This window comes from Lacinutrix sp. C3R15 (assembly GCF_018860825.1).
In the GTDB taxonomy this organism is placed as follows: Bacteria; Bacteroidota; Bacteroidia; order Flavobacteriales; family Flavobacteriaceae; genus Oceanihabitans.
Genome location: NZ_JAHKPZ010000004.1, coordinates 286,251 through 302,369, shown reverse-complemented (window position 1 = coordinate 302,369; position 16,119 = coordinate 286,251). Strand labels below are relative to the sequence as shown.

11 protein-coding genes and 1 tRNA gene are annotated in these 16,119 nt (G+C 31.0%); 3 read left to right on the top strand and 9 right to left on the bottom strand.

Features of this window, described 5'->3' with window-relative positions:
* Position 1 precedes the first annotated feature (1 nt).
* From KO494_RS01325 to KO494_RS01285, 9 genes are all read right to left on the bottom strand, one after another.
* On the bottom strand, positions 2 to 1,963 hold the full coding sequence (locus KO494_RS01325; protein ID WP_215965779.1) for a PAS domain S-box protein: 1,962 nt from the start codon (positions 1,961 to 1,963) through the stop codon (positions 2 to 4).
* Entirely contained in the window at positions 1,963 to 2,502 is a 540-nt protein-coding gene (locus tag KO494_RS01320; protein WP_215965778.1) for a heme NO-binding domain-containing protein, read from the bottom strand. The genes KO494_RS01325 and KO494_RS01320 overlap by 1 nt, the downstream gene beginning before the upstream one ends.
* Before the next feature lie 4 nt (positions 2,503 to 2,506).
* Positions 2,507 to 2,920, bottom strand: a complete 414-nt coding sequence (locus KO494_RS01315) for a response regulator (protein ID WP_215965777.1) — start codon at positions 2,918 to 2,920, stop codon at positions 2,507 to 2,509.
* Between the two features lie 137 nt (positions 2,921 to 3,057).
* On the bottom strand, positions 3,058 to 3,393 hold the full coding sequence (locus tag KO494_RS01310; RefSeq protein WP_215965776.1) for a hypothetical protein: 336 nt from the start codon (positions 3,391 to 3,393) through the stop codon (positions 3,058 to 3,060).
* Between the two features lie 426 nt (positions 3,394 to 3,819).
* Positions 3,820 to 7,488, bottom strand: a complete 3,669-nt coding sequence (locus KO494_RS01305; RefSeq protein WP_215965775.1) for a GEVED domain-containing protein — start codon at positions 7,486 to 7,488, stop codon at positions 3,820 to 3,822.
* A 447-nt stretch (positions 7,489 to 7,935) separates the two neighbouring features.
* Complete coding sequence (locus KO494_RS16075; protein WP_303426768.1) at positions 7,936 to 9,159, bottom strand: response regulator transcription factor; 1,224 nt, start codon at positions 9,157 to 9,159, stop codon at positions 7,936 to 7,938.
* A 227-nt stretch (positions 9,160 to 9,386) separates the two neighbouring features.
* Positions 9,387 to 9,460, bottom strand: a tRNA-Asn gene (locus KO494_RS01295).
* Positions 9,461 to 9,545: 85 nt separating this feature from the next.
* Positions 9,546 to 10,886: an RIP metalloprotease RseP gene (rseP, locus tag KO494_RS01290; protein ID WP_215965774.1), complete on the bottom strand. Its 1,341-nt coding sequence runs from the start codon at positions 10,884 to 10,886 to the stop codon at positions 9,546 to 9,548.
* 72 nt (positions 10,887 to 10,958) lie between these two features.
* Complete coding sequence (locus tag KO494_RS01285) at positions 10,959 to 12,878, bottom strand: M1 family aminopeptidase (protein ID WP_252730212.1); 1,920 nt, start codon at positions 12,876 to 12,878, stop codon at positions 10,959 to 10,961.
* 132 nt (positions 12,879 to 13,010) lie between these two features.
* Between KO494_RS01285 and KO494_RS01280 the strand changes: the two genes are divergently transcribed.
* The 3 genes from KO494_RS01280 (at position 13,011) to feoB (ending at position 16,084) form a co-directional block, all read left to right on the top strand.
* Positions 13,011 to 13,682 (top strand): SCO family protein, encoded by a 672-nt coding sequence (locus KO494_RS01280; protein WP_215965772.1) that lies wholly within the window; start codon positions 13,011 to 13,013, stop codon positions 13,680 to 13,682.
* 73 nt (positions 13,683 to 13,755) lie between these two features.
* Complete coding sequence (locus tag KO494_RS01275) at positions 13,756 to 13,992, top strand: FeoA family protein (RefSeq protein WP_215965771.1); 237 nt, start codon at positions 13,756 to 13,758, stop codon at positions 13,990 to 13,992.
* Positions 13,985 to 16,084 carry a ferrous iron transport protein B gene (feoB, locus tag KO494_RS01270; protein WP_215965770.1) on the top strand — a complete coding sequence of 700 codons (2,100 nt, stop codon included), beginning with the start codon at positions 13,985 to 13,987 and terminating at the stop codon, positions 16,082 to 16,084. Before KO494_RS01275 ends, feoB begins: the two co-directional genes overlap by 8 nt.
* Positions 16,085 to 16,119 lie beyond the last annotated feature (35 nt).

Here is a 16,119-nt window from a genome sequence, read left to right as displayed (position 1 = left end):
GTTATTTTTTTAATGTAAAATAAAAAGTGGTTCCTATGTTTGGTTTGCTATCTAACCAAATTTCTCCTTCGTGTAAATTGACAATTTTTTTAACAATAGATAAACCAATTCCTGAGGAATCTTTACTTTTCTTTAAAGAGTGGAATATCTTAAATATTTTATCGTGGTATTTTTTTTCTATACCAATACCATTGTCTTGGATTGAAAATTTGTAGTGACTTTTTAAATCTTCAACATCTATTATAATACTACCTTGTTCTTTATCTATAAATTTAACGGCATTACTAATTAAATTTTGAAATAGCTGTTGCAGTTTGGTTCTATCTCCATTTATATTTGGTAATGCATGTAAACTTTTAATTTGTATATGCTCAGGAATATATAAAATAGACACTAATTCATTTACTAAGCTATTTAAATCTACTTCTGTTTTTAAAGAGGTCTCTGCACCTACACTTGAGTAATTTAAAACATCTGTAATAAGTTGTTCCATTTTCTCTAATGTGGTTTCAATTAGCCCTATATTTTGTATACTTACATCATCTAGCTTGCCTTGATTGTCTTCTTTTAACCAACTTACTAATGCGTGTATACTTCGCAATGGAGATTTTAAATCATGTGATACAATATGCGCATACTCTTGTAACTCGTCGTTACTTTTTTCAAGCTTGCTTAGTAGTTTTTCTTTTTGAAGTTCAAGGTTTTTAAAGTCGGTAATATCTAAAGTAACACCAATAGATCCTGTTTGTACTCCTTCTATATTAATATTAGGAGCAGCACTTACCAACCAATATTTTTCTTCTCCGTTTTTGTTTTTTATTTGAATTTCGTAAGAGTTAGCCTCTCCTTTATTACGCTTGATATTTTCATCTTTTATTATTTCTGAGCTTTTTTTATCAATAGGAAAAACCTCTTTTGACAATTTACCAGAAAGTTCTTGCATGCTATAGCCTGACATTTCAGAAAAACTTTGATTTACCATTAAAATTTTTCCTTTTGTATCTACTTCAATTAAGCCTAAATGCATGTTGGCAATAATATTGTAATACTTTTGTTTTTGAACTTCAAGGCTTTTTCTATAGGTTCTGTTTAAGGTTACATCTTTAAATGTCCATAAGTAGCCTTTGTTTGAACCACCTATTATTATTGGAATGTAGTTTCGCTCAAGTATTTTACCATCTACCATTTCTAAATCATCACCAATAACTACTTTTTTAGCTGCATCAATAGCACGTATTCTTTGCAGAAAGGATTCTGGGTTTTTAAAGAGCACTTTATTTTTTTCGGAAGCTGCTTTGCAATCCATTCCTATTAAATCTGATGGTTTTGCTTCTATATTAAAAAGCTCACAAAATTTATTATTTGTAAGTACAATGTTTCGGTTTTCGTCTTCTAACACTATACCACTATCTAGATTTACAATTAGTGATGCTAATCTGTTTTCTGATGCAATTAATTTTTCTTCAGATTCTTTTTGGTCTGTTATATCTCTAACAATACCTTGTGCAGCAACTGGATTTTTATCTTTATCAAAAATCACACTTGCATTTATGTGTACCCATTTAACCTCTTTAGATTTGGTGTATACTCTAGCTTCGTAATTTTTAAAATAGCCTTTAGTTTGTAGCTGTGTAAAAGAAGCTATAGCGTATGGATAATCTTCTTTATAAATAAGTTTTACAACGTTTACCTTTTCTCTGCTAATGTCGTAACCAAATAATTTAGTTGCTGCTTCATTAAATTTTATAAAATTACCTTGTAAATCCATAACAACATATGCATCTACAATGTTTTCAAATACACCTTGTAATTGTGAAGATTTCTCGTCTAGTAATTGTTCTAGTCGTTGTGATGTAAAGTAAAGTTCTCTTGATTTTTCTTCTAGAATACTTTCGGCTGCTTTTCTTGCTGCTTTTTCTCTTTTTAAAGCACGTTGTAATATTTGTACTTGCTCTTGACTCATTAATTTTTATGAATAATAAATCTAACTTCCGTTCCGTCTTCTTTAATTTTTTCTAAATCTATTTTTGCTGTTGTGTTAAAGTGCTCGAAGGTTTTATTCATTAAACCCAAACCAAAATGATGCATTGCACGACTGGATTTGTATATCATTACTAGTGAGTTTTCTGTTTTATCAGTAACCTCAAAAGTTGGCAATTCTGCATCTGGATAAATTTTACGTACCTCTACGTGAATATGATTTTCTATAGATGAAATCATTTCTATTGGGTCTTTATAAGTTGCTAAAAGCCCTGGATAACTTTTTTCAATAACACTAAAAAAATGTTCGGCATATACCAACAGTAAATTATCTATTGATATACCTGTGTTTTCGCTTAAATGCCCTAATAATTGTAACATTTCGGAAAAACTATACGTTCCAACTGCAGTGTAAATACCTTCAGATTCTAATGTAGAACTAGAGATAATATTATCTACCATTTCTAATCCAAATTTATCTTCTACTAATTCTAAAAATTCGGTAAAAACTATTCCTTTCATTGCTTTAAACTACAATTAATTCGTTAATACTCCAATATGACAATAATTTCTCAATTTTACTAACATATTCTTCATATTTTAAAGGTTTTAAAACATATCCAGCAACTCCTATTTTATAGCATTCTAATAAATCTTTTTGATTGTTAGAAGTAGTTAAAATAATTGTAGGTATATATTTTAAAACATCGTCTTTTTTCAAAATACTTAAAAATTCAATGCCATTAATTTTAGGCATATTTAAATCTAGTAAAATAATATCTGGTAAATTATCTTTTTGTTCTAATAATTGTAGCGCATCTTCACCATTATTGGCTTCAATTATGGTGTGGTCTAATTTTAATGTGGAAATTGTTCTATTCAATTTCATTATTTCTATCATGTCATCTTCAATAAGAAGAATTTTTAGTTTCTTAGTCATATAGAGGGTATATTATGAATCTGAATAAAATTAGTTGAATTCAGTAATTTAAAAATTTTAATTCGTTTATAATAATCTAAGTGTAGACGAATGACGCTTAAGTGTAGACGAATGGTTTTACAAATCTGTAAATATTTTTATTTTTTATGATCTTTAGATTCTAAATTAATAAGAAGATTCTTTTGAGAATGCTGCTTTTGTTGTTTTAAATCTGTTAAAAACTCCATCGGCAAATTATCTAATTGCTTGTCTTTTAAATTCATTTCTAAATGATTAATAAACTCTAAGTTTTTAATGCTTTTATCTACTACATCTATTTTAACAACTTGCAAATTACTAGCTTCACTATTGTTTTCTAATACCAGTATTTTATCGTCATTTTTACTAACGGATTGTATTGTTTTATTTCTTTTAAAGACACATTTACTTATTTTTTTTAAAAAGCGTCCTGAGGGTAGTTTTTTGTATAACATAACACTTGTTTGGATTAACAAGGGTAAAATTAAATGAAGATTAAGGTGCATTATAAAACTTTCTACAAAACCGCTTGTTTAAGTAGATGAATGTTAAATAAGTGTAGATGAATGGTTTTTTAAAATACTAACAATCAAACAAATACAGAAAATAAAAACCATAAAACAATTTAATGTATAGCATTTCATTTTATTCCATAAAAAAAGCCACTATTTCTAGTGGCTTATTATAACTTGCTCCTCCTCTTAGGCTCGAACTAAGAAAAAGATATGCTGTAATTTAAACCTAATCCATTTTAAAAAGAAAATAGATGCCTGAATTTTAAAATTAGAATAATTTAAATATAATAAGAGGGATTTACTTAAAAACCCCTCTTATCTCTTAAACCCCCCTTCAATAATTAACTAAAAAATAAAAACTAATTTTTAACGTTTTACAACTCTAAAAACACGACTCATTCCTTTTAAAGATATGGTAACCAAATAAACTCCATCATTTAAATTCTGATCTAGCTTCACTTGTATCTTATCATTATAAACATCATGCTGAACATTATAAATTTCTCTACCAAGTATATCATTTACTTTAACAGAAACCGTTGTTTCTTTTATACTTGAAGCATTAATGTAAAATGTATTAGTACTTATCGGATTAGGATATAATTGTACATTAGATAATAAACTACTATCAGCTATTGATAATGGATAAGAAACATTAATGGTATAATCTTCTATTTGACCATAGCTATAAGTACCGCAAGAATCTGTAGGTGATGTATTAAAATTTTTAATAACACGCATACGTGTATTTCCTTCTAATGCAGTACTTGGCACAGCTATATTAGACGTAGCTTGTTGCCCATCTGTTCCGTCGGAATTAAGTATAGCCCCTATTTCATACATTTCTTCTGTTTGAAATTCGAAATCTTGGTTCCAATCTATCCATACTGTAAAATAGTTTGTAAAATTACCATCTGTATATCCTTCTGCCGAGAAACCATAAGTAGCGCCTGTTTCTACTTGCCCTACTATAGCAGAGAAATCTTCATATTCTGATGCTCCAACTGCTGTAGAAGCATTATCTATTCCTGCAAATAAAACTCTAGTTATAGACTCTACCGTATATATAGTGGAATCGCAATAATCTGTATCCATATCTACTCCTGTAGTAAAGTTTATTTTACTAGACGTTGTAGATACTGTATCACAATAAGAAATTACTTCTACCTCATAAGTTGTTTCTGGAGACAGATTCGTTAAATTTACAGCAGTAGTACTTGCTGCAACAGTACCTGTTATAAAAGGAGTTGTAGCACCTTGTTCATAAACATTTACCTGATATCCCTCACTTGCATTAGCTGAAGCTGTCCAATAGAGCACAGCACTATTGTGTGTAACAGTGGTAATGGTTACTCCTGTTACAGCATCACAACTAGATGTGGTAAATGTATTTACATCAGAAATAATATTAGTATCACTATCACATTCTGAAATAACATAAACATCATAAGTTGTACCTAAACTAAGGCCACTTAAAACAGAACTAAGATTACTGGAATCTACATTATATATAAACACAGGTGTATCAACACCTTGACTAGCTCCTGTTTCATACACTTCCACTACATATCCTTCAGCAGGTGCCGTTGTAACGGTCCAATTAACAGTAGCTGTAGTATGACTTACGTCCTGAATAACAATATTCTCTGGTAAGGAATCTTCACAACTAGGAGCACCTTGAACTTGAAGATTAATGGTATATTCTTCAACTTCTCCAATAGAATAATCCTCACAAGGTTGGGGTATAGAAGATCCATTTCTCATTGAAACACGCATAGAAGTAGTTGTTGAAATTACATCTTCTGGAACAGTAAAAGTCCCAGCTGCCGGAACGTTTGAACCCATATTGGTTGCAAAAACCCTTTCCTCTGAATCATAAACCCCATCAGCATTATAATCTATCCATACTCCATAAGAAGTATTGTAATTATTATCTGCAGTAACCGTAATGAAAATACTATAGGTATCACCAGCAACTAGATTTGTACTTATATCTGTAAAGTCGGTATAAGCACTATATGATGAACTATTATCTATAGTATTTAAACCAACTCGGCTTATATAATAATAGTCTCTTGGTTGCGATACTTCAGAATAACAATAAAATCCTCCAGTCATGAAATCTATGGTTGTTAAGAATATAGATGGATCACCACCTACACAATTACTACTTACACTAACTTCATACTCGGTATATTGCTTAAGCCCGGAAAGATCATATGTATTTGTTGGAATATCATATATAGTTGTCCATGTGGTAGATCCTACTTCACGGTATCTTAAATTATATAAAGAATCAGGAATTTCTTCCCACGAAAAGGAAACTGTATTTATTCCTATATCTGTAGTAACTAAATCTGCAGGAGGTGTACAAGATGGTATTGGCTCCCAATATAAATCATCTATAAAGTAATTTTCATTATCATGCATACTCTTTATAGCTAATTTAGCATTACTAGGAATCGTTTCAGGAATCAATACAATATATTCTGAATCTATATCCCAGCTGTCATTAGTTATGTTTAGGCTTTCTATTATTGTAAAATCTCCCCAATCTCTTTCATTAGTAACATATCCAACATAAAGGAGACCGTCTGCATTACTTACTTTTGCCTTAAAACGTAACCAATGCGTTCCAGCATTTACATTACTAAACGAAGGTAAAACACCTATAATACCGAAGTTAGAACTAGGTGTATGCAACTGAAGACTTTGCGTTCCTGATGCTGAAGAATTATCCCTTATACCATAACTACAATCGTCTGTAAACCCATATAAATCTAGTCTTACCCAACAATCTGGCATTTCACTAATAGAATAAGAAATATCATAAGCATCGAAATTTTCATATAAATAATCTATGTAAGTACAATCGGTAGTAAACCCAATACGTTCAGACCACACACCAACGTCTCCACCTCCACAATCGGCCTGAATATAAAAATCATAATATGTTTGCTCCATTAATCCCGTAATGGTATAAGATGTAGTTGTAGATGTACCTCTACCAACCTCATTGGCATCACCAGGAGCATAACCATTTGGTCCCCAAGAAATATTCCAAGCTGTCTCTACATCACCTGCTGTCCATGAAACCTGCGCTGTTGTATCTGCTACGTCATAGTTATTTGCTACCAAATCTGTAGGAGCTACACATCGTGTATTAAAACTAAAAGGTCCAGCCCAATCACTAACATAACTAGCCCCACAATCTGTTTGAATATAATACTCATAAGCTGTTGTATCGGTTAATCCTGTAATTTGATAATCTGTAGTAATACTTACATCTGAACCAATCTCATTAGCGCCTCCAGGGGTAAACCCAGGGGATCCCCATGAAATATTCCAGGACGTTCCAAAACTGTCTGATTCCCAAGAAATATCAGCAGTAGTATCTGCTCGATTAACTGTGGTTACATTTGTAACTGAACTACAGGTTACACCTCCAAAATCTATAGTAATATTAGGTCGTCTATTATCCACGGTTCCAGTACCTGTTGGAGCTCCAAAATCCTGTGACCATCTTGCGTGAGAATTTGTTTTCAAAGTATACGAAATACCACTACCAATTGCATACTTAGTAAGACCATAAGGATTTGTTGACATATCGCCATAATTTGCTTCCACCATTACCTCTAAATTATTACCAGAATACGAAAAAGGAGTTGTTAAGACAAAGTAATTCCACCCTGTAATTGGATTTACTATTTCATCATAAACAACAGTAGCACCAGCTATTTTAGATGCCCAAGTTACCCCTGTTTGTAACTCATCTGATGTCTCTCTCAAATATATTTTAATAGGTCTAGCAGCTCTTTCTCCATAACTTGCATTCCAGGCTATTCTATAAATAGTACCAGTTGTACCAATTTCTGAAGAAGTATATATAGTACTTGATCTTTCATATAAATATGAAGTTCCTAATGGATAACTTTTAATACTTGTACCATACCCAATTTCGACTTCTTGTGCCATACCATGCCAGGACATAGCGAGCATTAATACTATTAGTAGGTTTAGTAAATTTTTTTTCATTACTTTCTTCGATTTGATTAATAATTATTTTGGTTTATAATAGTCATGTTTATTTCACTAAAAATTTGTTGCATGCCACAGAAATAATATCTGCTAGTTATTTATATACATATTTTACGTTTGCACTGCTAAAAACAGGAACATGAATTGCTTTTAGTTTGAATAGCTCAAATGTCTAGGAAATAAATAAAATAAGTAAAATCTTACAGGGTAGGTTTGGTGTAGTTTTTATAACTACCCACAGGGTAGTACATATTAAAACACTCATTAATAGCGATATACATAAAAACTGAAATGTGTCTATTTTTAGTTTTTAGCTATACTGTTATAGCTTATAAATAGAACATTAAGGATGTGCACTACTAAATTTCTTTTATTAAAAGTTATTATAAAAAAAAACCGCTAAAAGCGGTTTCTTAATTATTATTTAAATGAACTCAAAACAAACTAAAGTTTATAGTTTTGCCTAAGCATAATTCTATTGGGTACACCTAAAATTTCATAAATAGCTTTTAAATGATATTTAACAGTATTTTCAGAAATAAAAAGCTCGTTTCCTATTTCTTTATTTGTTTTCCCTTGTTTAACCAACTTAACAACCTCTAGTTGTCTTTCTGTAAGATTCTCTATTTCTATAATACCCTTATTATTGTTAGTGTCTATTTCTTTTGAAAGTCTCTCAACTTCTAAACGGATATATTTATTTTCGTTAGATATTAACTTATTTTTTTGTTTATAAACACCTAGTAAAACTAATAGCGTAATAACTAAAACAGTTATTATTACAGATATAATGGACCAATAATAAATGCGATTATTTTCAGCTTTTAAAGCTAGCTCTTCTCTTTCTTTTTTAATTTTATTTCTTAAAGACACTAGTTTATCGTTACTATTTGCGGCATCATATTCTTTGCGTTTAATATTAACGAGTTCCTCCATTTTTAAAGCATTTTCATAATCCCCTTTCTTTTTATAATGCTTAGTTAAACTTTCATGCATTATTAAATCATAAAGAGGTACTTCATATTTTTTAGCATAATAAAGTCCTTTTTCAAAAGCTTGAATAACTTTTATAGAGTCACCTACCAACGAATGCATTGCTAAAGTTGCGCGATAAACGCTAGGCAAATGTTTGGGGTTCACTTGTTCTAAAATTGATGCTGCAATATTATAATTTTCTTCAGCTTTCTTGTAGTCTTCATCCCAAACAGCTACAGCTGCTAGAATAGAATGATAATGAGCAAGTGTTTCTCTGGATAAATAACTAACTTTATCTGAATTAAACTTATCAAGAATTAACGTAACGTTTTCAAAATCTTTAATTTCAAAATAGAAAAACATACGCTCGGCCAAAATTTTAGCTTCTAACTCATTTTTATGAGTCGATTTTAAGGCTTCTTGTTCTGCAAGCTTAAGCATATGAACAGTCATAACATGATTATATACCCTTTTAAACGTATAGGACATTTGAATGTACGCATGAGCCCTATCAAACGAATCTGAGCTAGGGTCATCTATGATTTTATCTAATTTCAGAAAAGAAACTTCGTATTTTTGTTGATCATTCAGTTTAGAGATTTCATTTTCTAAAGCAATTGGATCTATATTTTTTGCAATGATTAGACATGGAAATATGCAAAAAAGTATGTATAAATAGATTTTAAAGTTCACTAATTTGGGGTTTTAGAACTACGAAAATATAAAATATTATAGTATTAGCTAGTTCATTTTTAACTTCATATAAATTATTTATAGTTCTATTAAAAAAGAAGCTTCTCTTGCTCTTTAAAAAAATCCGTTTTAACTATTAACTTAATTAGTTACTGCATCATTTGTTTAAGTTTCGTAAAAATTAAGCATAAAAAAAGCCACTATTTCTAGTGGCTTATTCTAACTTGCTCCTCCTCTTAGGCTCGAACTAAGGACCCTCTGATTAACAGTCAGATGCTCTAACCAACTGAGCTAAGGAGGAGTGTTATTCGCTTTTGCGAGTGCAAATATATATTATATTTTAAATTCTACAAACATATTTTAAAAAAAAATAAAAAAAATTTAAATTAATTTAACCAATCTTGTATTGCTTTGAAAGCGTCATTACCGTTCGCAAATAAAACCAAACCTATAAGCAAAACAAAACCAACTAATTGCGCGTATTCCATAAACTTATCTCCTGGTTTTCTTCCAGAAATCATTTCATATAATAAAAACATTACATGACCTCCATCTAAAGCAGGAATTGGTAACAAATTTAAAACTCCTAACATTATAGACAGGAATGCTGTTAAGTACCAAAAGGCTTGCCAGTTCCATTGTGAAGGAAACATTTGACCTATAGCAGCAAAGCCTCCAATTTGTGAAGCCCCTTTTTTAGTAAAGATATATTGAAACTGTGCTAAGTAATCTTTAATTTCCCAATAGCCTTTACTAATACCTCCAGAAATACTTTCTCCAAAAGTATAAGTTCTATCGTTGTATTTTATAAAATCAGGATCTGTTCTACTATAAACAATACCTATCATTTTATCTTCGGTAGGTGTTATTACAAGTTCTTTTTCTTGATTATCACGTGCTACTTGTAAAACAACATCTTTATTGTTGCTGTTTTTTAATTCGTAAGTAAAATCAGATAGGTAGTTAATTGGTTTTCCGTTAATAGCTAAAATTTTATCACTAGCTAACAGTCCAGCTTTAGCAGCTGGTAATCCTGCTTGCACAGAATCTAATTGAAAAGGAGAACGTGGCTCTAAACCAGGATAATCTCCTGCTGCAAAAAGTTGTTTTCCTATATCTTCTGGAATAGCAATATTTTCTGCTACCCCGTTTTCATGTTCTACTTTAATGTTTTCAACATTTCTAAACATAAGGTATTTACCAACATCTTCGGTTAGGTTTTCTATTGGTTCACCATCTATTGATATAATTTTATCTCCTTGTTGAAAGCCGTAATTTTCTAATGTTTTACTTACAGCATAACCATATTTTACGCTGTCTTTGGTAAGGTATTTTCCTCCCCAAACAAAAAGCATGACAGCAAAAAGAAAAAATGCTAATACAAAATTCATAAAAACACCACCTAGCATAATTATTAAACGTTGCCAAGTTGGTTTAGAACGAAACTCCCAAGGCTGTGGCGGTTTCGCCATTTGTTCTTTATCCATACTCTCATCTATCATTCCTGCTATTTTTACATAACCTCCAAGTGGCAACCAACCAATACCATAAACGGTTTCGCCAATTTTTTTCTTGAATAATGAAAATTTAACATCAAAGAATAAGTAGAATTTTTCCACTTTGGTTTTAAATAGTTTTGCAGGAATGAAGTGTCCTAATTCATGCAAAACAACTAGTATAGAAAGGCTCAAAAATAACTGAGCGGCTTTAATTATAAATACAGTCATGTATTGGGTTTTGTTTATAACGTGCAAAAGTACGCTTTTATACTAACTAAAAAAAGTGCAAAGAGGTATTGCTTACTCCTTTAACAGCCTTTTATGAAAATCTCCTTGATTTGTAGAAAACTTTACAAAATGCACTCCTGAAGCTAAGCTTTCTGTACGTATACTTTCTTGAAAATTAGTTTCTAACACTAATTTACCTAATACATCAAATATTTGAATGCTATCTACTACTAATGCATCTGGTTTTGTTATATATATTAGGCTAGATGTAGGGTTAGGATACATAATTAAGCTTTGCTCTGTTTGAAAGGAATTAGTACTTAATGTAATAGTATTATTTTTAGAAATTAAATCTACTTCTGGGTCAAATATTATTTCACTTACGTCAAAATTTACTGTTTCTACAAAGGTTTCATTAGAAAAAGTGTTATTTAAAACAACATCTAAAGTTTCGTTATTTGTACCAACAATTCGCAACGGAATTGGCGCTTCAAAATAATCTACAGAAGCATCACTTTGTGTTTGAATTACTTGAAATTGAAGTTGATTGGTATTTACCCAATTAGCATTTATGGTATAACTTGGATAGCCTTCATTATAAATCCAATCGTTAAAAAACTCGGTTAAATCCGCTCCGCTAGCTGCTTCCATTTTAGCTTGATAATCTGGTGTTTTAGCATAATTAAACGCTAAATCTGTATCACTTAAATAATCTTGCATACCTTGATAAAAAGGAACGTCACCCACTTTTTTTCTAAGCATGTGCAACACCATAGAGCCTTTATTATAGCTGAGTCTGCTACTAAAAATTCTACTAACACTTGTAGTATCTGCATCTGATAAATATACCGCTCCATCTGTTTGTGATGTGATAGAGTTTACTTTAGCTTGTTTCCAGCTTGTAAAATCTTCGTTACCATCAAAATCTTCAATGACCAATCCAGATAAATAAGTTGCAAAACCTTCGTTTAACCAAATATCTTTCCAACTACCACAAGTAATTTTATCACCAAACCATTGATGTGCTAATTCATGAGCTATTAATTCTCTTCCAAAGCTTCCCATAAAGGAAACAGTAGTATGCTCCATACCTCCTCCCCAACCAAATTGAGCATGACCATATTTTTCTGATGCATAAGGATACTCTTCAAATTTAGTAGAAAATAATTCCATAATATCTACTGTAATGGCAGTACTTTCCTGAACATAATCATAATTTTCTGGGTATACGTAATTTACAATTTCAAAAGAATTACCGTTATTAGGAACCGTATGTGAATACACTTCATAATTAGTTACTGCAATAGCTACTAAATAAGCAGGAATAGGAAATTCGTGCTTATAATATGTAGTTTTAGTCGATCCGTTTATGATTTGGCTCTGCTCTACACCATTACTAACAGCAATATATTCTTCGTTATCTGTATTAAATTGTGGTGTTGTAATATATACATCGATACTTTCTATTTTATCATTTAAATCTTGTTTGCAAGGCCACCAACCTTTTGCTCCATAAGGTTCAGAAAGTGTCCATATTATAGGGTCTCCATTATGTGTAGTTTGAGCAAAAGAGCCAAAACCAGAACTTATTGGGTTTCCAGAATAGGTAATTTCTACAATTCCTGTTTCACCAATATTTAAAGTTCCTTGTAAAGTAATTACTAATTCATCATCTGAATTTTGAGTAAATGACAAAGAGTTTCCGTTTTGTAAAACTTGTGAAACAGTCATATTATCTGCCAGATCAAAAGTCACCTCTGTCATGGCTTCTTTGGCAATAAAATGAGTAGTTACTACTCCAGAAATACTTGCTACACTTGGGTCTACCGTAAATTCTAATTTGTGATATGTAACATCATAATTTCCGGTATTTATATTTACTCTATGGTTGTAAATTCTATTTGAAGCAGCTTTAGCTTCTGCTTCAACAATAGCATTAAAATCGGTTTCCTCTATTTGTGAAAAAGAGAAGGACACAGATAATAACGCCATGAACAAAAAATAATATTTCATTGGGATAACATTTTAAGGATGAAAGTTACAATATTTTGTTGAAATTTATGTAACCTCAGTTACTAGTAGAGCTTGAAATAAATTGTAATTTTGCATAATAAATTTCATTTTATGCTTTCATTTTTTAAAGACTACAAATATTTTGCTATAGTTTTAGGCATCTTATCTGTTATTATACTTTCTATTTTCTATAATATTTTAAAGGTAGAAAAAGTACTTCCTATTTACCAGCCTGCTTCGGTAAATGCAGAACTAGTAGACAGCACCATACAGTACAAAAAAAAATACCATAAAATTGCCAATTTCAGCCTTACTAATCAAAACGGTAAAACCATAACCCAAGAAGATTATAAAGATAAAATTTATGTGGCAGATTTCTTCTTTACAACCTGCCAAACTATTTGTCCTTTAATGACAGATAACATGGTTATTATACAAAAAGCAATACTTCACGATGATGACGTGATGCTACTTTCACATTCTGTTACTCCTGAAATAGATAGTGTAGCACAATTAAAAAAATATGCTATAAAAAAAGGAGTTAATGATGCCAAATGGAATTTAGTAACAGGAGATAAAAAACAAATTTACACCCTTGCCAGAAAAAGCTACCTAGCAGTTAAAGATGATGGAGATGGAGGCCCTTTTGATATGGTGCATACAGAAAACTTTATGCTTATAGACAAAAAACAACAAATTAGAGGCTTTTATGATGGCACAAAGCTAGAAGATATAAACCTTTTATTAGAAGATATTAAAACACTAAAAAAAGAATATAAATAGTTTATTAGGTTACAATTTTTTTAGCAAGAACTTTTATATTACTTTTGCTTCTTTAAAATCAATCTAAATAAGCTTGCAGATAACTATAGCAGATCTTAAACGTGGAGAACAAGGCATCATTATTGATGTTTCGTCAGCGCACATACCATTAAAACTTCTAGAAATGGGCTGTCTTCCTGGTAACACCGTAAAACTTTTACAGGTTGCTCCTTTTCAAGACCCTATGTATCTTAACATTAATGGCACACATTTAGCGATTAGAAAAGAAACTGCAAGTTATATAATCATAGAAAAAACAATCCATGAGTAAACAAATAAATGTTGCGCTTATTGGAAATCCGAATACAGGAAAAACTTCTGTATTTAACGCACTTACTGGCTTACACCAAAAAGTTGGTAACTACCCTGGAATTACTGTTGAAAAAAAAGAAGGTATCTGTAAATTACCTCGTGGTGTAAAAGCCCACATTATAGATTTACCAGGAACCTATAGTTTAAACGCTTCTTCACTAGATGAAAATGTGGTTATAGAACTGCTTTTAAATAAAACAGACAAAGACTATCCAGATGTTGCAATAGTAGTAAGCGATGTAGAAAACTTAAAAAGAAACTTACTGCTTTTTACACAAATTAAAGATTTAGAAATCCCTTGTATTCTTGTAATTAACATGGCAGACAGAATGATTTACAAAGGTATTTCATTAGACATAGATTATTTAGAAAAGCATCTAGAAACCAAAATTGCATTAATAAGTACACGTAAAAAAGAAGGTATTGACACCTTAAAACAACTTATAGCTAATTATAAAGAGCTACCTATTACACCTTGTTTAAATGCCTCTGAAATTGATAAAGAGTATTTCGACAGGTTACGTCAAGCTTTTCCTAATCAGCTTTTATACAAACTGTGGCTAGTAATTACACAAGATGTAAATTTTGGTAAAACAAGCAGACAAGAAGTTGAAGCTATAGCTAGTTTTAAAACAAAATCTAAAGGTGACCTTAAAAGGCTTCAGCAAAAAGAAACCATAAAACGCTACCAATTTATTAATAATGTTCTTAAAAAAGGACAAACTATAGATGTTTCTCAAGCTAAAGGCTTACGCGCTAAAATTGATAAAATACTAACGCATAAAGTTTGGGGTTATGTCATTTTTGCATTCATTTTACTTACTATATTTCAAGCAATTTACGATTGGTCAAGTATACCAATGGACTTTATTGACTCTGCTTTTGCATCTTTAAGTGAGTGGACAAAAAACACATTACCTCAAGGTGCTTTTACTAATTTAATTGCCGAAGGTATAATTCCTGGACTTGGCGGAATTGTTATTTTTATACCACAAATTGCATTTTTATTTCTATTTATATCCATTCTTGAAGAAAGTGGTTATATGAGTCGTGTGGTATTTTTAATGGATAGAATTATGCGTCGCTTTGGTTTAAGCGGAAAAAGCGTGGTACCTCTTATTTCTGGTACTGCTTGCGCTATTCCTGCTATTATGGCAACCAGAAATATTGAAAGCTGGAAAGAACGACTAATCACTATTTTAGTAACTCCTTTTACCACCTGTTCTGCTAGGCTTCCTGTATATTTAATTATTATTGCGCTGGTAATTCCTGAAGGCAGATTCTTTGGCTTAAGCTACCAAGCATTAACTCTAATGCTTTTATATTTAATAGGATTTGGAGCAGCTATTATTTCTGCATACATATTAAATAAAATACTAAAAATTAAAAACAAAAGCTTTTTTGTAGTAGAAATGCCTAACTACAAAATACCACTTATTAAAAACGTTACCTTAACCGTTTTAGAAAAAACAAAATCTTTTGTATTTGGCGCAGGTAAAATAATTTTAGCCATCTCTATTGTTCTTTGGTTTTTAGCATCTTACGGACCTGGAGAAAATTTTAACAATGCCGAAGAAATTGTAAAAACAGAGTATGCTTCGCAAAATTTATCTGAAAATGAATTAAACCAAAAAATAGCTTCACATAAGCTAGAACATTCTTTTATTGGTATTACTGGTAGAGCTATTGAACCTGCTATAAGACCTTTAGGTTACGATTGGAAAATTGGTATTGCCATTGTTAGTTCTTTTGCGGCTCGTGAAGTATTTGTAGGTACACTAGCAACTATTTATAGTGTAGGTAGTGACGAAGAAGAAACCATAAAAAATAGAATGGCTGGTGAGGTAAACCCTATTCTTGGCGGACCATTATTTAATCTAGCTTCTGGTATTTCATTACTGCTTTTTTATGCCTTTGCTATGCAATGCATGAGTACTTTAGCTATTGTTCAAAAAGAAACCAATTCCTGGAAATGGCCAACCTTACAATTAATAATCATGACAGCTATTGCATACATAGCAGCATTAATTGCTTATCAGTTTTTAAAATAGTTTTTTTGTAAATTTTTAGAGCAAATTACGACCAA

Bases quoted from the DNA above. Each gene is read 5' to 3' on its own strand.
- KO494_RS01325 (WP_215965779.1), bottom strand. From the start codon at position 1,963: ATGAGTCAAGAGCAAGTACAAATATTACAACGTGCTTTAAAAAGAGAA.
- KO494_RS01320 (WP_215965778.1), bottom strand. From the start codon at position 2,502: ATGAAAGGAATAGTTTTTACCGAATTTTTAGAATTAGTAGAAGATAAA.
- KO494_RS01315 (WP_215965777.1), bottom strand. From the start codon at position 2,920: ATGACTAAGAAACTAAAAATTCTTCTTATTGAAGATGACATGATAGAA.
- KO494_RS01310 (WP_215965776.1), bottom strand. From the start codon at position 3,393: ATGTTATACAAAAAACTACCCTCAGGACGCTTTTTAAAAAAAATAAGT.
- KO494_RS01305 (WP_215965775.1), bottom strand. From the start codon at position 7,488: ATGAAAAAAAATTTACTAAACCTACTAATAGTATTAATGCTCGCTATG.
- rseP (WP_215965774.1), bottom strand. From the start codon at position 10,886: ATGACTGTATTTATAATTAAAGCCGCTCAGTTATTTTTGAGCCTTTCT.
- KO494_RS01285 (WP_252730212.1), bottom strand. From the start codon at position 12,878: ATGGCGTTATTATCTGTGTCCTTCTCTTTTTCACAAATAGAGGAAACC.
- KO494_RS01280 (WP_215965772.1), top strand. From the start codon at position 13,011: ATGCTTTCATTTTTTAAAGACTACAAATATTTTGCTATAGTTTTAGGC.
- feoB (WP_215965770.1), top strand. From the start codon at position 13,985: ATGAGTAAACAAATAAATGTTGCGCTTATTGGAAATCCGAATACAGGA.